Below are 17,269 nucleotides of genomic sequence, written 5' to 3'. Positions count from 1 at the left end.
GTGCTCAGACCTCGTAGACCGCGCCCGCCTTCGCCAGCTCCGCCGGGCCCTCGTACACCGCGCGGGCGTCCGCCAGGTTCCGCTCGCCGTCCGTCCACGGGGGGATGTGGGTGAGGACGAGGCGGCCCACCCGGGCCCGGGTCGCGTGGGCGCCGGCCTCCCGGCCGTTGAGGTGGAGCTCCGGGATGTCCTCCTTGCCGTGGGTGAAGGACGCCTCGCAGAGGAAGAGGTCCACCCCGTCGGCGAGGTCGTGCAGGGCGTCGCAGACACCGGTGTCGCCGGAGTAGGCCAGCGACCGGCCGCCGTGCTCGACCCGGATGCCGTACGCCTCCACCGGATGGCACACCTTCTCGGTGCGGATCGTGAACGGGCCCAGCTCGAAGGTGCGCGACCCCAGGGTGCGGAAGTCGAAGACCTCGCTCATCGAGCTCGGCGAGGGGGTGTCGGCGTACGCCGTGGTCAGGCGCTGCTCGGCGCCCTCGGGGGCGTACACGGGGAGCGCGTCGCAGCGGCCCCCCTCGTGCCGGTAGTAGCGGGCGACGAAATAGCCGCACATGTCGATGCAGTGGTCCGCGTGGAGGTGGCTGAGGAAGATCGCGTCCAGGTCGTACAGGCCGATGTGGCGCTGCAGCTCGCCGAGGGCGCCGTTGCCCATGTCGAGGAGCAGCCGGAAGCCGTCGGCCTCGACGAGGTAGCTCGAACAGGCCGATTCCGCGGACGGGAACGACCCGGAGCAGCCGACGACGGTGAGCTTCATAGGAGCGTGAACCTCCGTGGACGGGTGCGGTCAGGCACGCAAAGGGGAGGGGGAGGCCGTGCGGTCAGACGAGCGTAAGGCGCACAGGGGCCGGTCGCTCCTTCGTGGCGTCCCGTTGTGGGGCAACTCACGGGCTCTGTCACCGGTTCGGATGGACGGCGGGGCGCGGCGGCGCGGTGACCCGGGCGCCGGTAACGTCATGGGGTATGGACACGTCGTGGTGGCCCGCGCTGGTCGCGGTCGTGGTGATCGCGCTGGTGGTGGCGGTCGCCGGTCGGTGGACCCGGGCGCAGGGTCCGACGCGGCCCTCGGGGCGGACGCGGCCTCCGGGGCGGACCCGTCCGCCGGGCCGGCCGGCGGGGCGCGGGAAGGGGGCGCGGGCGCCGCGGGCCGGGGAGATCTGGTGGGCGGAGGTGCCCTTCGAGGACGGCCCGGGGTCGAAGGACCGGCCGTGTCTGGTGCTGTCGGTGCGCGGGGAGCGTGCGCTGGTCGCGAAGATCACCAGCAGGTACCACGACGAGCGGGCCGGGGTGATCGCGCTGCCGCCCGGGGCGGTGGGTGACGCGCGGGGGCGGCCGAGCTTCCTGGAGACCGACGAGTTGCGGGACGTGCCGGTGGGCGACTTCCGGCGGAGGGTCGGGGAGGCGGACCCGGTCGTGTGGGACCAGGTCCGCCATCTCGCGCACTAGCGGCGGCGCGGGGCTACGCCCAGAGCTGGCCCTGGACGGCCGCGATCGCCTCTTCGGTCGTGGCGGCCGTGTAGAGGCCGGTGGACAGGTACTTCCAGCCGCCGTCGGCCACGAGGAAGGCGATGTCGGCGGTCTCGCCGGCCTTGAGGGCCTTGTTGCCGACGCCGATGGCCGCGTGGAGGGCCGCGCCGGTGGAGACGCCCGCGAAGATGCCCTCCTGCTGGAGGAGTTCGCGGGTGCGGGTGACGGCGTCGGCGGAGCCGACGGAGAAGCGGGTGGTGAGGACGGAGGCGTCGTACAGCTCCGGGACGAAGCCCTCGTCGAGGTTGCGGAGCCCGTAGACGAGGTCGTCGTAGCGCGGCTCGGCGGCGACGATCTTGACGTCGGGCTTGTGCTCCCGGAGGTACCGGCCGACGCCCATCAGGGTGCCGGTGGTGCCGAGGCCGGCCACGAAGTGGGTGATCGACGGCAGGTCGGCGAGGATCTCCGGGCCCGTGGTGGCGTAGTGGGCGCCCGCGTTGTGCGGGTTGCCGTACTGGTAGAGCATCACCCAGGCCGGGTTCTCGGCGGCGAGCTCCTTGGCGACGCGCACCGCCGTGTTCGAGCCGCCGGCCGCGGGGGACGAGATGATCTCCGCGCCCCACATGGTGAGCAGCTGCCGGCGCTCCTCGCTGGTGTTCTCGGGCATGACGCAGACGATGCGGTAGCCCTTGAGCCTGGCGGCCATGGCGAGCGAGATGCCGGTGTTGCCGCTGGTCGGCTCCAGGATGGTGCAGCCGGGGGTGAGGCGGCCGTCCTTCTCCGCCTGCTCGATCATGTGGAGCGCGGGGCGGTCCTTGACCGAGCCGGTCGGGTTGCGGTCCTCCAGCTTCGCCCAGATCCGGACGTCGTCCGAGGGCGAGAGCCGGGGGAGGCGGACGAGCGGCGTGTTGCCGACCGCCGCCAGCGAGGAGTCGTAGCGCATGTGGATCAGACCATGCCGCCGGCGACGGCCGGCAGGATCGTGACGCTGTCGCCGTCGGCCAGCTTGGTGTCGATGCCGTCGAGGAAGCGGACGTCCTCGTCGTTCAGGTAGACGTTGACGAAGCGGCGGAGCTTGCCGCCGTCCACGATGCGGGCCTCGATGCCCGCGTGGCGGGTCTCCAGGTCGGCGAAGAGCTCGGCGAGGGTCGCGCCGCTGCCCGCGACGGCCTTCTCGCCGTCGGTGTAGGTGCGGAGGATGGTCGGGATGCGGACCTCGATGGCCATGGCGTGGGCTCCTGTCGGAAGTGACGTGGTGGGCGCGCTGCTGGGGCCCCCGCGCGGAGGGGGGTCGTGCGTGAGGTGCGCTCGGCCGGTCGCTCAGAGCGCAGCGCGGGACGGACAGATCGCGCTGGCGAGGCGGCACAGGTCGACGTGCAGGCGTGCCACGAGCAGGGTGCTGCCCGGAGTCTCTTCGCTCACGTCGTGGGAAACCATGCGGTCATCGTATCGATTCCCGGTCCGGGTTTCGGAATGTGATCTCAGATGCTGGATGTTTTCTGACCGAGGGCCGGACCGACCGCCTGGCTGGGCATGTAGAGGACGGTCGGGGTGCCGGTCCTGGGGTGCGGGACGACCTCGGCTTCCACACCGTAGACGGCCGCGAGGAGTTCGGGGGTGAGGACCTCCTCGGGGGTTCCGCCGGTGACCACCCGGCCGGCTTCGAGGACGTAGATCCGGTCGCAGTGGGCGGCGGCGAGGTTGAGGTCGTGGAGCGCCAGGAGGTTGGTGGTGCCCAGGGTGCGGACGAGGGCGAGGACGTCCATCTGGTGGCGGATGTCGAGGTGGTTCGTCGGTTCGTCGAGGACGAGGAGCCGGGGCTCCTGGACGAGAGCGCGGGCGACCAGGGCGCGCTGGCGCTCGCCGCCGGAGAGCGTCGGGTAGGCGCGGTCGGCGAGCGCGGTGAGGCCGACGCGGGCGAGGGCGGCGTCGGTGCGGGCGGCGTCGTCGGCGGTGTCGCCCTCCCAGAACCGCTTGTGCGGGGAGCGGCCGAGGGTGACGAGTTCGCGGACGGTGACCTCGAATTCGAGGGTGGTGTCCTGCGGGACGGTGGCCACCCGGCGGGCGCGGGCCTTGGGGCCGAGGGCGCGCAGGTCGGCGCCGTCGAGCAGGGCGCGGCCCGCGGTGGGGGCGAGGGTGCCGTAGACGCAGCGCAGGAGGGTGGTCTTGCCGCTGCCGTTGGGGCCGATGAGGCCGACGGTCTCGCCGGGGCGGGCGGTGAGGTGGGCGTCGCGGAGCCGGTGCTCGTACGAGAGGCCCTCGATGCGCAGTCCGGTCACAGGGCGGCTCCTTCGGGACGTCGGCGCATCAGCCAGAGGAAGAGCGGGCCGCCGGTGAGGGCGGTGAGGACGCCGACGGGGATGTCCTGGGGGGCGGCGACGGTGCGGGCGCCGAGGTCGGCGACGACGAGGGCGACGGCGCCGCCGAGCGCGGCGACGGGCAGCAGCCGGCGGTGCGGCGCTCCGACGAGGAGGCGGGCGGCGTGCGGGACCATCAGGCCGATGAAGCCGACGGCGCCGCTGGCGGCGACCATCACGGCGGTGACGAGGGAGGCGAGGAGGAAGACGGCGGCGCGGAAGCGGCCGGTGTCGAGGCCGAGGACGGTGGCGCCCTCGTCGCCGGTGAGGAGCAGGTCGAGCGGGCGGGCGAGGGCGAGCAGGACGCCGGTGCCGAGGATCAGGACGACGGTGGGCAGCACGAGGGTGTCCCAGCGGGCGGAGCCGAGGCCGCCGAAGGACCAGTAGAGGGCTTCCTGGAAGTGCTCGGGGCGGGCGGCGGCGACCAGGACGAGGGTGGTGAGGGCGGTGAGGATGTACGAGACGGCGACGCCGGCGAGGACGAGCCGGGGGCCGGTCATGGTGGAGCCGCGGCGGGCCAGCGCGTAGACGAGGACGAGGGCGACGAGGGAGCCGGCGAAGGCCCCGGCGGGCAGGGCGAGGGTGGTGGTGAGCCCGCCGCCGATGCCGAGGACCAGGACGAGGACGGCGCCGGTGGAGGCCCCGGAGGAGATCCCGAGCAGGAAGGGGTCGGCGAGCCGGTTGCGGACGAGGGCCTGGAGGACGGTCCCGACGACCGCGAGCCCGGCGCCGACCACGATCCCGAGGACCACCCGGGGCAGCCGGACGTCGAGCACGATGGTGCGGTACGGGGAGGGGGCCGCGTTCCCGGTGAGGGCTTCGAGCACCTGGCCGGGCGGGATCCGTACGGAGCCGAGCGCGAGGGAGCCGAGCACGGCGGCGGCGAGGGCGGCGAGCAGCCCGGCGACGACGAGGGCGTACCGGCCCCGGCCGGGCGTCGCCGCCGCCGGAGGGGCCGGGGCGGCGGCGACGGCGGTCATCGGCCGGCGGCCGGGTGGAGCTGGGCGGCGAGCTTGTCGACGGCGGCCGGGACGCGGACGCCGAGGACGGTGTCGGAGAGCGGGAGGACGGCGAAGCGGCGGTTCTTGACCGCGGGGACGTCCTTGAGGGCGGGGTCGTCGAGGAGGCGCTTCTTCTTCTGCTCGACGGTGGTGGAGCCGTAGTCGTAGATGACGATGACCTCGGGCTTGCGGGCGACGACCTGCTCCCAGGCGGCGTCGCCGAAGGCCTTGGGGAGGTCGGCGAAGACGTTGCGGCCGCCGGCCCGGCTGATGAGCTCGTTGCCGATGCCCTTGCCGCCGGCGGTGAAGGCGGTCTTGTCGCCGCTGTCGTAGACGAAGACGGAGACGGGGTCGAGGTCGCCGAGGCGCTTCTCGGTGGCGGCGACGGTGGCGCGGGCCTCCTTGTTCCACTTCTCGGCCCGGTCGGGGACGCCGAAGGTGCGGCCGACCTCGGTGACCTCGCGGTAGAGGTCGTCGACGGAGGGGGTGCCGGCGGGGCAGGACTCGCTGTTGAGGCGGGTGGTGATGCCGGCCCTGCCCAGGTCGTCGCGGCCGCGGCCGTCCTTGGCGTCGAAGGCGGAGGCGTAACCGCCGTAGACGAAGTCGGGGTTCGCGGCGAGCAGCGCCTCCTTGGAGGGGTACTCCTTCGACAGCACGGGGACGGAGTCGTACGCCCGCTTGTAGGCGGGGAGGATCGCGTCGTCGAGGTAGGCGGTGCCGGCGAGGGACTTCTCCAGGCCGAGGGCGAGGAGGATCTCGGTGACGTGCTGGTTCATGGTGACCGCGCGCTTCGGCGGGGCCTGGAAGGTGGTGGTCTCGCCGCAGTTGGTGACGGTGTACGGGAAGCCGGGGGCGGGCTTCGCGGCGTCCTCGCTGCTCGCGGGGCCGGCGCAGGCGGCGAGCAGGGGCAGCAGGGCGGTGGCGGCGAGCAGCCGGGGGCGCCTGGTCATGGCGAAGGGCCTCCTCCGGGGATTTCCACGTCCCCGATCGGTGGTGAGAAGGCGGCAGGTCAGTTCCTGGCTTCCACACGGGGTGTGGTCACAGTGGCGGGACCGCGCCGGATTCGCACCGGCTTCCTGGTTCCTGCCGCCCTGAAGGTCGGGGCCAGACTACTCGTACGCCTCGACGACCTTGACGTCCTCCTCGGTCACGACGCCCTCGACGATCGTGTAGGAGCGGAACTGGAAGGGTCCGGCGGCGTCGGTGTCGGCGGTGGAGACGAGCACGTAGTGGGCGCCGGGCTCGTTGGCGTAGGTGATGTCGGTGCGGGAGGGGTACGCCTCGGTCGCCGTGTGCGAGTGGTAGATGATCACGGGCTCCTCGTCCCGGTCGTCCATCTCGCGGTAGAGCTTGAGGAGGTCGGCGGAGTCGAACTCGTAGAAGGTGGGCGAGCGGGCGGCGTTGAGCATCGGGATGAAGCGCTCGGGGCGGCCCGAGCCGACCGGCCCCGCGACGACGCCGCAGGCCTCGTCGGGGTGGTCCGCGCGGGAGTGTTCCACGATCCGGTCGTACAGGTCCCGGGTGATGGTCAGCATGCCGACAGGATAAGCAGACGGGCCGCCCCGTACCGAGGGATGGTACGGAACGGCCCGGATGCCGAGACGGTGCTGGTCAGGAGCGCTTGACGAAGGCGGCGCCCTCGGGGTTGCGGGCCTTGAGCACCAGGTAGGACACGGTGAGGATCAGTCCCCAGACGGGGGCGCAGTAGAGCGAGACGCGGGCGCCCTCGTCGATGCCCATCATCACGATGACCATGCCGATGAAGAGCAGCGCGAACCAGCTCGTCCAGGGGGCGCCGGGGGCCTTGAAGGTGGACTCGGGCAGCTCGCCCCGGTCGCACTTGCGGCGGTAGCGGATCTGGCTGACGAGGATCATGATCCAGGCCCACATGCCGGAGATGGTCGCGAAGGAGACCACGTACTCGAAGGCCTTGCCCGGGGCGACGTAGTTGATCCAGACGCCGACGAGCATGAGCGCGGCGGAGAAGGTCAGGCCGAGGAGCGGGGTGCCGCCCTTGGTGAGCCGGGTGAAGACCTTCGGGCCCTGGCCGTTGAGCGCGAGGTCGCGCAGCATGCGGCCGGTGGAGTACATGCCGGAGTTGCAGGAGGAGAGCGCGGCCGTCAGCACGACGAAGTTGACGATGGCGGCGCCGACGCCGAGGCCCATCTTCTCGAAGGCGGCGACGAACGGGGAGACGCCCGGCTGGAACTCGGTCCAGGGGACGACCGACAGGATCATGATCAGGGCGCCGACGTAGAAGACGGCGATGCGCCACGGCACGGTGTTGATGGCCTTGGGCAGGACGGTCTTCGGGTCCTTGGACTCGCCCGCGGTGACGCCGACGAGCTCGACGGCGAGGAAGGCGAACATCACGATCTGCAGGGTCATCAGCGTGGAGCCGACGCCGTTGGGGAAGAAGCCGCCCTGGTTCCAGAGGTGGGCCACCGTGGCGGTGTCACCGGCGTCGGAGAAGCCGACGGTGAGGATGCCGGCGCAGATCAGGATCATGCCGATGATGGCGGTGACCTTGACCATGGAGAACCAGAACTCCAGCTCGCCGAAGAGCTTCACGGAGATCAGGTTGGCGCCGTAGAGGATCACGGTGAAGACGAGGGCGGAGATCCATTGCGGGATGTCCCACCAGTACGTCATGTAGGTGGCCGCGGCGGTGACCTCGGTGATGCCGGTGACGACCCAGAAGAGCCAGTACGTCCAGCCCGTGACGAAGCCGGCGAAGGGGCCGACGAACTCGCGGGCGTACTCCGCGAAGGAGCCCGACACCGGTCGGTACATGAGCAGTTCGCCCAGGGCCCGCATGATGAAGAAGATGACCAGACCGGCGATCGCGTACGCCAGGATGAGGCTGGGGCCGGCCTTGTGGATGGCCTTGCCGGCGCCGAGGAAGAGCCCGGTGCCGATCGCGCCGCCGATGGCGATCATCTGGATCTGGCGGGCGCCGAGGCCACGCTGGTAGCCCTCGCCGCCGTCCACGGCCCCGTCGGTGCCGTCGTGCTGCTTGTCGACCTGCACTGAGGTCATGGTGGTGCGCCTTTCTCCATGCTGATCCGCGCGACATCGAGTGCGTCTGCTGCGGATCAGGTCCTGATCCCCCCGGATATGGATGGAGTGCCACCGGCGGTCAGCCGGCTGGGGCGCCCTCGGGAACAGGGGTGGCGTGCCCGAGTGGTCGTGAAGATTTATCACGGGCCGGGCGGTGATCGACGGAGTTGGGTGTGGCGCGCACCACAAAAAAATACGGACAAGAGGGATACAAGACGGCAAGGTGTTCGCTCAGATAACGAGTTCGTTATCCGGATTTGAGCGTCCGCTGAGCGAACACCCGGTGACGGGCACCTGTCAGGACATCAGCGTCTCGACCAGTGACTCCTGGAGCGCCCCGAGCCAGAGGTACGCCATCACCATCGGCTTGCGCGGATCGCTGTCCGGCAGCCGGTAGAGCCGCTCGCTCTCCTCGTCCTCGGTGATGTCGAGCCGGGTGGCGATGGTCAGCCGCAGGTCGTTCAGCGTGCCGAGCCAGGCCCGCGACTCGTCCGGGGTCAGCTTCAGGAGGGCGGAGTCCTCCGGCCCCTCGCTGCTCAGCCCGTCCAAGGCGCGGACCACCGCGAGGGCGTCCTCCCGCTTGCGGGCCCGCAGGTCGTTCTCGGTGAAGCGGCGGAAGTCGGCCGCGGCGGCCCGCAGCTCCTCGGTGTCGTCCCCGTACGCGTCGGGGAAGAGCCGGCGCAGGGCCGGATCGGACGGGGGTTCGCTGGGGCCCTCGGCGAAGAGCGCGGCGAGCGGGTCGGCGTCCGCCTCGGGTTCGTCGCCCGGCCCGATCAGCTCCAGGAGCTGGACGGAGAGGGAGCGCAGGATGGAGACCTCGACCTCGTCGAGGGCGACGGCCGCTCCGCCGCCCGGGACGGCCTCGAAGTGGCCGGCCATCAGCCGCGGTCCTGGGTGAGGGTCGCCCACAGTCCGTAGCCGTGCATCGCCTGCACGTCCCGTTCCATCTCCTCGCGGGTGCCGCTGGAGACCACCGCGCGGCCCTTGTGGTGCACGTCGAGCATCAGCTTGTGCGCCTTGTCCTTCGAATAACCGAAATACGACTGGAAGACGTAGGTGACATAGCTCATCAGGTTCACCGGGTCGTTGTGCACGAGGGTGACCCAGGGGACGTCGGGCTCGACGACCGCGGAGACCTCCTCGGCCGACTCGGTCCGTTCGATCTCGATAGGCGCGATGCTCACTCGTCCCATGCTGCCACCCGGGCCCCCCCGTCGCACAAACGGGCCACCGCGGAGAGGTCGCCCGGCGCAGTATTCGTCAAACTGACGAATACTGCGCTAGCATCGTCGGCATGAACGCTGCGGACCTTGGGCTCCCGGTGGACGTGCCGTCGACCGCGCTCTTCACCGACCAGTACGAGCTCACCATGCTCCAGGCGGCCCTCCGGGCCGGCACCGCCGACCGGCGCTCCGTCTTCGAGGTCTTCACCCGGAGGCTGCCGGAGGGACGGCGGTACGGCGTCCTCGCCGGCGTCGGCCGGGTGCTGGACGCCGTCGAGAACTTCCGATTCGACCCGGCCGTCCTCGGCTTCCTGCGCGAGCGGTCGATCGTCGACGAGCCGACCCTCGAATGGCTCGCCGGCTACCGCTTCTCCGGCGACATCTGGGGCTACCCCGAGGGGGAGGTGTACTTCCCCGGCTCGCCCGTGCTGCGCGTCGAGGGCTCCTTCGCCGAGTGCGTGCTCCTGGAGACGGTGATCCTCTCGATCCTCAACCACGACTCGGCCATCGCCGCGGCCGCCTCCCGGATGTCGGCGGCGGCCGGCGGGCGGCGCCTGATCGAGATGGGCGCCCGCCGCACCCACGAGCTGGCCGCCGTCGCCGCCTCCCGCGCCGCCTACGTCGGCGGCTTCGACTCCACCTCGGACCTCGCCGCGGGCTTCCGCTACGGCATCCCGACCGTCGGCACCTCCGCGCACGCCTTCACCCTGCTCCACGACAGCGAGCGGGACGCCTTCCGGGCCCAGGTCGACAGCCTCGGCCGGGGCACCACCCTCCTCGTCGACACCTACGACGTGGCGGAGGCCGTCCGCACCGCCGTCGAGATCGCCGGGCCCGAGCTCGGCGCCGTCCGCATCGACTCCGGCGACCTCCTGCTCGTCGCCCACCGGGTCCGGGCCCAGCTCGACGAGCTCGGCGCCCGGGACACCCGCATCGTGGTCACCTCCGACCTCGACGAGTACGCCATCGCCTCGCTGGCCGCCGCACCGGTCGACGCGTACGGGGTGGGCACCCAGCTCGTCACCGGCAGCGGCCACCCCACCTGCTCCATGGTCTACAAGCTGGTCGCCCGGGCCGCCTCGGCCGACCCCCGGGCCCCGCTGGTCCCGGTCGCCAAGAAGTCGCTGGGCGGCAAGGCGTCCGTCGGCGGCCGCAAGTGGGCCGCGCGCCGCAAGGACGCCGACGGCGTCGCCGCGGCCGAGGTGATCGGCACCGGCCCGGTCCCCGACGGGCTCGCCGCCGACCAGCTCCTGGTCGAGCTGGTCAAGGGCGGCGAGGTGGTCGCCCGGGAGCCCCTGGAGGCCGCCCGCGCCCGCCACATCGCGGCCCGCACCGGTCTGCCGATGTCGGCGATCCAGCTCTCGCGCGGCGAGCCGGTGCTCCCGACGGAGTACCTCTAGACAGAGCCCGGGAGAGACCCGGCAGGGCGTGGAGGCGTTCCCCTCCCCATCCGGAGGGGAAGTCTCTAGGCTCGTCCCATCCCATCCGACCACCCGAGGACACCCTCCATGCACCGCGCACTGATCGTCGTGGACGTACAGAACGACTTCTGCGAGGGCGGCAGCCTCGCGGTGACGGGCGGCGCGGACGTCGCCGCCGCCATCACCGAGCTCGTGGGCGAGGCGGCGGGCGCCGCCTACCGGCACGTCGTCGCGACCCGGGACCACCACATCGACCCGGGGGCCCACTTCGCCCCGGACGGCCAGGACCCGGACTACGTCAGCTCCTGGCCGCGGCACTGCGTCGCCGGCACCGAGGGCGTCGGCTTCCACCCGAACTTCGCCCCCGCCGTCGCCTGCGGCGCGGTGCAGGCCGTCTTCGACAAGGGCGCCTACGACGCCGCGTACAGCGGCTTCGAGGGGCAGGACGAGAACGGGCAGACGCTGGCGCGGTGGCTGCGCGAGCGGGACGTCACCGAGGTCGACGTGGTGGGCATCGCCACCGACCACTGCGTCCGGGCCACCGCCCTGGACGCGGCCCGCGAGGGCTTCCGCACCCGCGTCCTGCTCGACCTGACGGCCGGGGTCGCCCGCGGGACGACCGAGCGGGCCCTCGTGGAGCTCCGCGAGGCCGGGGTGGAACTCTCCGGAGTCCCCGTCGTGGGTTAGTCGGAGGGGCCCGTCAGGCGGCGGGAGCCCTCGGCAGGGTTCTGGCCGGGTGCCACAGCTCCTGTGCGGCGCCCGGCGCGGATCTCCACAGCAGTCCGTCCGGGTGGTGCAGGACGGCCGTGATCTCGTCCGGCGTGGGCGGCTCGGCGTTCCCCCGCAGGTAAACCGACCGCAGGCCCAGGTTTCGGAGCCTGGTCAGGGCCCTGGCGCGGTTCGCGGCGTGGACGAGGAAGCGTACGTTCGCGCCGTCGCCGGCCGGACTGGGCAGCCCTATCGCGACCACCACGCTGCCTCCCGGCAACTTGCAGAACCCTCCACCAGGCATGCGGAACCACTCCCCCGTGAGCCGACTGTCAATAAGGAGTCCGTGAGGACCCGGTCAGCTGCACCTAAACACGATCGGCCGCCGCCCGCTAGAGGGCGACGGCCGATCATGCTTTTACCTGCTATTTTGCCGAAACGCTAGTCGATCAACGCGTCGACGGGCCCACCTGGACCGTGACCGTCTGGCCGTTCGCCGGCTCCTTGACGACCTGGATCTTCGTGTTGGTGTCAGTGACCTTCACGCCGGCGCGCTCGGTCTCCGGGTACCAGTACGTGCCCTTGCGGTCGTCGAAGACCGGGTTGCCCGGCTGCGAGCGGACCCAGGTCGGGACGTCGGCCTTGTGCAGACGGAAAGAGTCCGTCCGGTACGTTCCGAAGGTCGAGTCGTACGCCTGGACGCGGTTGCGCATCAGGGTGCCGTCGTTGTACTTCAGCGGCGTCGGGTGGGCGTCGATCGGGAGGATCAGGCCCTCACCCGGGTGGGCGGAGGTGTTGTTGTCCTTCTGGGACAGGTCCCACTTCCAGATGAGCAGACCGTTCTGGTACGGGTAGTGCTCGACCCAGCTCGCCTTGTCACCGGCGAAGCCGAAGTTGTACGGGCCGACCTTCAGGGTGGCGTCGTACGAGACGTACTGGCGGTTCTCCGCGATGTAGTACTGCTCGTACTCCTTCGTGAAGCCCTTGCCCATCCGCGTGAAGCCCTTGGCCGTCCAGCCGTTGTCACCGTTCTCCGCGTTGTCGGAGAAGACGGTGGCACCGTCGGCGGTCAGCGTGATGGCGTCGGCCGCGAAGCCCTTGAGCGCCAGGCCGCCGTCCGTCTGGTAGCGGAAGCGGAGGTCGAACTTCTTGCCCGCGTAGGACGAGAGGTCGAAGGAGAGCGACTTGTGGCCGCCGGAGACGCTGGACAGCGCCGGGGTGCCGGCCGCGTCACGGTCGATCGGCTTGCCGTCGGCCGTGCCGTCCAGGGCGGTCCAGTTGGCGCCGCCGTCCGTCGACACCTCGGTGTAGAGGTAGTCGTACTCGGCCTCGATGTCGTACCAGCCCTTGTAGGACAGGGTGGCGGACGACTTGCCGGTCAGGTCGACCGGGCGGGTGAGGGTGTTCTTGAGGTCGTCGCCCATGCCGGACCACCACTGGGTCGCGCCCTCGGCGGGGGCGACGATGTCGGTGGTGACGGCCTTCTTCGGCAGCTCGACGAGGAGCGCCTGCGGGTTCTTGGTGTTGTACTCCGAGACGCCCAGCTTGTGGGTGGACTTGGACGCGCGCTGCTCGTTGCTCACCTTGGTGTAGTTGAGCCAGCCGAGCTGGAGCTTGTCCCAGGAGTTCATGTCGCCCGGCATGTCGCCGATGGAGTCCTTGCCCAGGCCCAGCCAGGAGCCGGAGGACATCAGCGACCAGAAGCCGGTCGAGTTCTCGCCGCCCGCGGTGTCGTACAGGTCCGGCAGGCCGAGGTCGTGGCCGTACTCGTGGGCGAAGACGCCGAGGCCGCCGTTCTCGGGCTGCATCGTGTAGTCGCCGACCCAGATGCCGGTGTCGCCGATCGGGGTGCCGCCGGCCTTGTTGTTCGCCGGGCCGGTCTTGCCCGCGCTGGTGCCGTAGGCGTACCAGCGGTGGGCCCACAGGGCGTCGGTCGCCTGGGCACCGCCGCCGGCCGACTCGTCCTCGCCCGCGTGAACGATCTGGAAGTGGTCGATGTAGCCGTCGGCCTCGTTGAAGTTGCCGTCGGCGTCGAAGTCGTAGCGGTCCCACTGGTCGTAGGCGGCCATGTCGGCCTTGATCTGGGCGTCGGTCCTGCCCTTGGCCTTCTGGTCGGCGACCCAGGCGTCGACGCCGTCGCGCACGGTGTCCCACACGTTGGCGCAGTTGGTCTGGCCGCAGTAGTTGGAGCCGTAACGGGCCTCGTTGTACGGGACCTTGACCCAGTCGGAGACCGTGCCGTCGACCGAGTAGCGGCCGGACGAGGTGCGCTCGTAGTAGGTCTTCAGGGACTGCTTCTGCTGACCGGTCTTCTTGTCCTTGCCGGTGCCGAAGTACAGGTCCTGGAAGTGCTTCTGGTTGTAGTCCGCCTGCCAGGCCGTCGAGTTGTCCTTCTTGCGGTCCGGCTTGGCTATCTGGTTGTGCAGCGGGCCGGGCGTGCCGCCGAACTTCGGCTTCAGCTCGTCCGTGTCGTCGTCCTTGCGGTCGACGAGGGTGGTGGTGTCCACCTGGTCGCCGAACTCGACCAGGATGGTGAAGATCTTGTCGGTCTTCTCGCGGCCGAGCTCGACGTACTTCTTCGCGTCGAGCTTGACGACCTTGGAACCGCCGCGGTTCTCGACCTTGGCGTCGCCCTTCAGGACCTGCTCCAGGGCGGCCTTGCGCTGCTGCGCCTGCTGCTTGCTGAAGGGACCGTCGAGGTCGTGGTCGACCGTGGTCCTGTCCGGACCGTGGCCGTGGTCGTGCCCCGGGGCCGGGTCGTGGCGGACGTCCGCCGCGGAGACCCTGCCGTTGTCGTTCGCCCAGGCGGTGCCGAAGGTCGAGGCGGTGGCGGCGGTGGCCGCGAGCGCCACGACGACTGCGGACGCCCGAATCGCCCGTCGTCTGTTGGTCACTTGGTGTCGTTCCTCCCCGGCGCCCACGCCTCGGGACCAGGAGGTGGGGTGTCCCGTCCGACAGGGCGCGCGTCACAAGTGACGACATTCGACCGGAGGGAGCCGAGAAAAGACAGATCTTGACTTGCACACACCAAGTGCACTATGCGGGTGTCGGAATCCGGTATGCGGACGGTCAAGTCGAGTAAAGAAAGGGAAAGTTCGGGTGCTCCGGAGTCGTCCCGCCCGCTCCGCACCCGTCCGTGCGACCCGTGCGCCCCCCGTGCTCCGACACCGTGGGTCAGGTCACGCTTACCCGTCGTTCCACCCGGGCATCGAGCGTCGTAGAGTCGACCGGGAGTCCGGAGGGGCGGTATCCGTCATGCAGCGTCCGAACGCAGCGCAGTACGCCTACGGTTCGGCCGTCGTGGTCCTCGCGACCGCCGCGCTCCTGCTCCTGACCGGCGCCACGGGGCCGCCCGGCATCGCCGCGGCCTGTCTCGCCGGACTGCTGCTCGGCGTTCTCGTGGCGGTGACGATGCCGGGAGCGGCGCGGCCCGTCAAGACCTCCGACACCCCCGGCGCGAGCCCGGGGAACGACGCGGTCCGGGTACCGGCCGCGCAGGTGGGCGCGCGAGCCGATACCCGGACCGGAGCGTGAGGGACCGTCCGTCCGCCGGCGGCTACCGCGCCACCGTGACGACCACCGTCTTCGCCGCCTTGTCGTGCAGACCCTGCTTGTAGGGCTTGTCGACCAGGATCAGGATCAGGATGAGCAGCGGCCACAGGCAGGCGCAGCAGACCAGCGCGGGCAGCCAGAGCACGACGGCGCGCAGCAGCGACTGGCTCATCGGGGGCGTGGAGCCGTCATTGAGCATGGCCACGCGCAGCTTCATCAGCCGCTTGCCGAGGGTCTGCCCGTTCTGCGCCGTGAGCACGGTGTCGTAGGCGACGAAGGCGACGATCGTGAGCAGCTGGAAGACGAGCGAGCTGCCCCCGGTCACGGCGTCCTGGAAGTCGGTGCCGTCCCGGGTGGCCCGGTCGTAGATGTCGAACGGGATGCCGATGATCGCCAGCGGCACCGCGACGATCACCCAGTCGATGAGCCGGGCGAGGATCCGGCGCCCGGTCTCGGCGAGCGGCGGCATCCCGGAGAGCGGGTCGGTGCCGCCGTAGCCCCCGCCGTGGCCGCCGTACGGGGGCGGGGGCGGGTACGGGGAGTCGTACGGGCTCCCCGGCGGCGGCGAGCCCGGGGGCGGCGAGCCCGGCGGCGGGGCCCCCGGCGGCGGGTCCTGGGGCCGCTTGCTGAACGGGTCGTCGTCGGGGGGCGGGCCGGGCGGCGGCTGGTCGGTGCTCATGGGGGCATCGCATCCCGGCCACCGGGGGCCCGCAACGGCTGGGCCCCCGTTCGGGGGACCTGATCCCCCGACAGGTCGGCGTCAGGCCCGGGCGACGAAGGTGCCGGCCGCCTTGTCGTGCCAGCACTGGCGCCACGGGCGGTCGAAGACGCACCAGAGCACGTTGAGGACGCCGATCACGAGCAGGCCCAGGAAGGTGTACAGGAACCAGCGGCGCAGCGACCGGCCGAAGGTCGGCGGCTCGTGCGCCTCGATGTCCCTGACCTGGATCCCGCACAGCTTCTTGCCGAGCGTGCGGCCCCACTTGGCCGTGGGCAGCGCCTCGTAGAGCACGCCCAGGACGAGCAGCAGACCGAGCGCGATGCCGAACTGGACCGAGGTGGTGCCGTCGACCAGCCAGACCTGGACGGTGACGCCGGACCGCTTGGCCGCGTCGATCTTCTCCTGGATGTGGTCCAGCGCGGCGGTGACGAAGGGGAAGCCCGCGCCGACCGCCATCGCGCCGAGGAGGAGGGTGTCGACCAGCCGGGCGAGGAGCCGGCGGCCGAGTCCGGCCGGGGGCGCGGACGACTGCTCGCGGACGGCCTGGAGGAAGGGGTCCTCGACCGGCGGCTTCCACGGCACGACCGGCTGCTGCGCCTGCTGTCCCTGCTGCTGCGGCTGCTGTCCGTGCTGCTCCGGGGCGGCGGGCTGCTGCGGCTGGGCCCAGGAGGGGGTGGGCGCGGGGGCCGGGGCTGGCGCGGGGGCCGGGGCGGGAACGGGAGCCGGGGCCGGGGCCGGCTGGGGGTGCGCGTAGGGCTGCGGGTGCGGATGGGGCTGGGGTTGGGGCTGGGGTCGTACGGGCGCGGGCGCCGGGGCGGGGGCATCGTGGACGGGGGCCGGGGCCGGCGCCTCGTGGACGGGCGCGGGCGCCGGGGTGACCGGCATGCCGCCGAGGCGCGCGGGGGCGCTCGCGAGCCGGGGGTCGGCGGCGGGCGCCTCGGCCTGCGCGGGGGCGGCCGGCCAATCGACCGGGGCCCTCGGGTCGGGTACGGCGGGCACGGGCGCCGGCTCGGCGGCGGGCGCGGGCGCGGCGGGCTGGGGCGTGCCCCAGGCGGCCGCGTGGGGCGCCTGTCCGGACGCGGGGGCGGACTGCCGGGCGGCGTCGGCGCGCCAGGCGGTGGCCGGTTCCCGTACGGGGGGTTCCTCGTCGAAGAAGTGCGGTCCGGTCTCCTCGACGGCGGCGGGCGCGGCGGCCGGGGCGGGTTCGGGGGACGGCGCCGGTACCGGGGCCGGGGCGGGGCTCGGGGCGAGGACCGGCCCGGCCGGCGCGGCCTGGGCGGGCGGGACCGGTGCGCCCTCGCCGTCCTTCGGGGCGGGCCGGCTCGTGCCGGGCACCCAGGAGCCGCCGTTCCAGTACCGGATGTATCCGGGGATCGACGGATCGGGGTAGTACCCCGCCTGCGGTACCTCGCCGCCGCCTCCGGGAGGAGTAGCCACTGCCCCGACTCCGTTCAGTCACAACGTTCCGTCACCACACTAAGGAGGCACAGTAACGAAGAACGCCGCCGAGGGAAGAAAGAGCCCGCGAGAAAGGCCGCCTTCGGGCGACACGGGACGGAATCCCTCACTCCACGTGAGGTTCGGGCCCGCAGATCGGGGGCGGGGGACCTGACGGGGGGTGGGAGGGGCTTCGGCGGGAGCCGGACAGGAGGGGCGGGCGGGGCTTCGGGCCGGGGGCCGGACAGGAGGCGTGGTCGGGGCTTCGGCGGGGCCGGAAAAAACTTCCCGAAAAAACTTCCCGAAGTCGCGTAATGAACCT

General features: G+C 71.8%; 19 protein-coding genes and 1 riboswitch. Of the genes, 4 read left to right on the top strand and 15 right to left on the bottom strand.

The window, feature by feature from the left end; translation table 11 throughout:
* Positions 1–4: 4 nt before the first annotated feature.
* The gene (locus ACF1BN_RS04280) at positions 5–757 is read right to left on the bottom strand and encodes an MBL fold metallo-hydrolase (protein WP_392330056.1); all 753 of its coding nucleotides are present in this window, start codon (positions 755–757) and stop codon (positions 5–7) included.
* Positions 758–963: 206 nt separating this feature from the next.
* Between ACF1BN_RS04280 and ACF1BN_RS04275 the strand changes: the two genes are divergently transcribed.
* Positions 964–1,446 (top strand): type II toxin-antitoxin system PemK/MazF family toxin, encoded by a 483-nt coding sequence (locus tag ACF1BN_RS04275; protein WP_392330055.1) that lies wholly within the window; start codon positions 964–966, stop codon positions 1,444–1,446.
* Between the two features lie 13 nt (positions 1,447–1,459).
* Here ACF1BN_RS04275 and ACF1BN_RS04270 read toward each other — a convergent pair whose 3' ends face one another.
* The 10 genes from ACF1BN_RS04270 to clpS form a co-directional block, all read right to left on the bottom strand.
* Positions 1,460–2,410: a PLP-dependent cysteine synthase family protein gene (locus ACF1BN_RS04270; RefSeq protein WP_392330054.1), complete on the bottom strand. Its 951-nt coding sequence runs from the start codon at positions 2,408–2,410 to the stop codon at positions 1,460–1,462.
* A gap of 5 nt (positions 2,411–2,415) precedes the next feature.
* The gene (locus ACF1BN_RS04265) at positions 2,416–2,694 is read right to left on the bottom strand and encodes a MoaD/ThiS family protein (protein ID WP_376602743.1); all 279 of its coding nucleotides are present in this window, start codon (positions 2,692–2,694) and stop codon (positions 2,416–2,418) included.
* Between the two features lie 93 nt (positions 2,695–2,787).
* Positions 2,788–2,904 carry a putative leader peptide gene (locus tag ACF1BN_RS04260; protein WP_360312067.1) on the bottom strand — a complete coding sequence of 39 codons (117 nt, stop codon included), beginning with the start codon at positions 2,902–2,904 and terminating at the stop codon, positions 2,788–2,790.
* 44 nt (positions 2,905–2,948) lie between these two features.
* A complete protein-coding gene (locus ACF1BN_RS04255) occupies positions 2,949–3,746 on the bottom strand; it encodes an ABC transporter ATP-binding protein (RefSeq protein ID WP_392330053.1) in 798 nt (265 codons plus the stop codon).
* On the bottom strand, positions 3,743–4,804 hold the full coding sequence (locus tag ACF1BN_RS04250) for a FecCD family ABC transporter permease (protein WP_392330052.1): 1,062 nt from the start codon (positions 4,802–4,804) through the stop codon (positions 3,743–3,745). The genes ACF1BN_RS04255 and ACF1BN_RS04250 overlap by 4 nt, the downstream gene beginning before the upstream one ends.
* Positions 4,801–5,775 (bottom strand): ABC transporter substrate-binding protein, encoded by a 975-nt coding sequence (locus tag ACF1BN_RS04245; protein WP_392330051.1) that lies wholly within the window; start codon positions 5,773–5,775, stop codon positions 4,801–4,803. The genes ACF1BN_RS04250 and ACF1BN_RS04245 overlap by 4 nt, the downstream gene beginning before the upstream one ends.
* A 39-nt stretch (positions 5,776–5,814) precedes the next feature.
* Positions 5,815–5,949: riboswitch (cobalamin riboswitch) on the bottom strand.
* A complete protein-coding gene (locus tag ACF1BN_RS04240) occupies positions 5,935–6,360 on the bottom strand; it encodes a Mov34/MPN/PAD-1 family protein (RefSeq protein ID WP_392330050.1) in 426 nt (141 codons plus the stop codon). It overlaps the preceding riboswitch by 15 nt.
* Positions 6,361–6,436: 76 nt before the next feature.
* Positions 6,437–7,864, bottom strand: a complete 1,428-nt coding sequence (locus ACF1BN_RS04235) for an amino acid permease (protein WP_360312059.1) — start codon at positions 7,862–7,864, stop codon at positions 6,437–6,439.
* 318 nt (positions 7,865–8,182) lie between these two features.
* Complete coding sequence (locus ACF1BN_RS04230) at positions 8,183–8,764, bottom strand: DUF2017 domain-containing protein (protein WP_392330049.1); 582 nt, start codon at positions 8,762–8,764, stop codon at positions 8,183–8,185.
* The gene (clpS, locus tag ACF1BN_RS04225) at positions 8,764–9,078 is read right to left on the bottom strand and encodes an ATP-dependent Clp protease adapter ClpS (protein WP_392330048.1); all 315 of its coding nucleotides are present in this window, start codon (positions 9,076–9,078) and stop codon (positions 8,764–8,766) included. The genes ACF1BN_RS04230 and clpS overlap by 1 nt, the downstream gene beginning before the upstream one ends.
* A gap of 101 nt (positions 9,079–9,179) precedes the next feature.
* On the opposite strand from clpS, the gene ACF1BN_RS04220 reads away from it, so the two are divergent.
* Positions 9,180–10,508 carry a nicotinate phosphoribosyltransferase gene (locus ACF1BN_RS04220; RefSeq protein ID WP_392330047.1) on the top strand — a complete coding sequence of 443 codons (1,329 nt, stop codon included), beginning with the start codon at positions 9,180–9,182 and terminating at the stop codon, positions 10,506–10,508.
* Positions 10,509–10,616: 108 nt separating this feature from the next.
* Complete coding sequence (locus tag ACF1BN_RS04215) at positions 10,617–11,216, top strand: isochorismatase family protein (RefSeq protein WP_392330046.1); 600 nt, start codon at positions 10,617–10,619, stop codon at positions 11,214–11,216.
* Between the two features lie 13 nt (positions 11,217–11,229).
* Here the strand turns inward: ACF1BN_RS04215 and ACF1BN_RS04210 are convergent, their stop codons facing one another.
* Together ACF1BN_RS04210 and ACF1BN_RS04205 are read right to left on the bottom strand one after the other, a co-directional pair.
* Entirely contained in the window at positions 11,230–11,541 is a 312-nt protein-coding gene (locus tag ACF1BN_RS04210; RefSeq protein ID WP_391763659.1) for a hypothetical protein, read from the bottom strand.
* 145 nt (positions 11,542–11,686) lie between these two features.
* Positions 11,687–14,131: an immune inhibitor A domain-containing protein gene (locus tag ACF1BN_RS04205; RefSeq protein WP_392330045.1), complete on the bottom strand. Its 2,445-nt coding sequence runs from the start codon at positions 14,129–14,131 to the stop codon at positions 11,687–11,689.
* A gap of 361 nt (positions 14,132–14,492) precedes the next feature.
* Here ACF1BN_RS04205 and ACF1BN_RS04200 point away from each other — a divergent pair, with 361 nt between their 5' ends.
* Positions 14,493–14,771, top strand: a complete 279-nt coding sequence (locus tag ACF1BN_RS04200; RefSeq protein WP_392330044.1) for a hypothetical protein — start codon at positions 14,493–14,495, stop codon at positions 14,769–14,771.
* 22 nt (positions 14,772–14,793) lie between these two features.
* On the opposite strand, the gene ACF1BN_RS04195 is transcribed toward ACF1BN_RS04200, so the two are convergent.
* Positions 14,794–15,468, bottom strand: coding sequence for an RDD family protein (locus ACF1BN_RS04195; RefSeq protein ID WP_392330043.1), 675 nt, complete (start codon positions 15,466–15,468; stop codon positions 14,794–14,796).
* A gap of 81 nt (positions 15,469–15,549) precedes the next feature.
* Positions 15,550–16,947: an RDD family protein gene (locus ACF1BN_RS04190; protein WP_392330042.1), complete on the bottom strand. Its 1,398-nt coding sequence runs from the start codon at positions 16,945–16,947 to the stop codon at positions 15,550–15,552.
* Positions 16,948–17,269 lie beyond the last annotated feature (322 nt).

The organism is Streptomyces sp. NPDC014861 (assembly GCF_043081625.1).
Classification (GTDB): domain Bacteria; phylum Actinomycetota; class Actinomycetes; order Streptomycetales; family Streptomycetaceae; genus Streptomyces.
The sequence above is the reverse complement of the archived record's forward strand: the minus strand, read 5'-3'. Positions and strand labels throughout refer to the sequence as shown.

Bases quoted from the DNA above. Each gene is read 5' to 3' on its own strand.
- ACF1BN_RS04280 (WP_392330056.1), bottom strand. From the start codon at position 757: ATGAAGCTCACCGTCGTCGGCTGCTCCGGGTCGTTCCCGTCCGCGGAA.
- ACF1BN_RS04275 (WP_392330055.1), top strand. From the start codon at position 964: ATGGACACGTCGTGGTGGCCCGCGCTGGTCGCGGTCGTGGTGATCGCG.
- ACF1BN_RS04270 (WP_392330054.1), bottom strand. From the start codon at position 2,410: ATGCGCTACGACTCCTCGCTGGCGGCGGTCGGCAACACGCCGCTCGTC.
- ACF1BN_RS04265 (WP_376602743.1), bottom strand. From the start codon at position 2,694: ATGGCCATCGAGGTCCGCATCCCGACCATCCTCCGCACCTACACCGAC.
- ACF1BN_RS04260 (WP_360312067.1), bottom strand. From the start codon at position 2,904: ATGGTTTCCCACGACGTGAGCGAAGAGACTCCGGGCAGCACCCTGCTC.
- ACF1BN_RS04250 (WP_392330052.1), bottom strand. From the start codon at position 4,804: ATGACCGCCGTCGCCGCCGCCCCGGCCCCTCCGGCGGCGGCGACGCCC.
- ACF1BN_RS04245 (WP_392330051.1), bottom strand. From the start codon at position 5,775: ATGACCAGGCGCCCCCGGCTGCTCGCCGCCACCGCCCTGCTGCCCCTG.
- ACF1BN_RS04240 (WP_392330050.1), bottom strand. From the start codon at position 6,360: ATGCTGACCATCACCCGGGACCTGTACGACCGGATCGTGGAACACTCC.
- ACF1BN_RS04235 (WP_360312059.1), bottom strand. From the start codon at position 7,864: ATGACCTCAGTGCAGGTCGACAAGCAGCACGACGGCACCGACGGGGCC.
- ACF1BN_RS04230 (WP_392330049.1), bottom strand. From the start codon at position 8,764: ATGGCCGGCCACTTCGAGGCCGTCCCGGGCGGCGGAGCGGCCGTCGCC.
- clpS (WP_392330048.1), bottom strand. From the start codon at position 9,078: ATGGGACGAGTGAGCATCGCGCCTATCGAGATCGAACGGACCGAGTCG.
- ACF1BN_RS04220 (WP_392330047.1), top strand. From the start codon at position 9,180: ATGAACGCTGCGGACCTTGGGCTCCCGGTGGACGTGCCGTCGACCGCG.
- ACF1BN_RS04215 (WP_392330046.1), top strand. From the start codon at position 10,617: ATGCACCGCGCACTGATCGTCGTGGACGTACAGAACGACTTCTGCGAG.
- ACF1BN_RS04210 (WP_391763659.1), bottom strand. From the start codon at position 11,541: ATGCCTGGTGGAGGGTTCTGCAAGTTGCCGGGAGGCAGCGTGGTGGTC.
- ACF1BN_RS04200 (WP_392330044.1), top strand. From the start codon at position 14,493: ATGCAGCGTCCGAACGCAGCGCAGTACGCCTACGGTTCGGCCGTCGTG.
- ACF1BN_RS04195 (WP_392330043.1), bottom strand. From the start codon at position 15,468: ATGAGCACCGACCAGCCGCCGCCCGGCCCGCCCCCCGACGACGACCCG.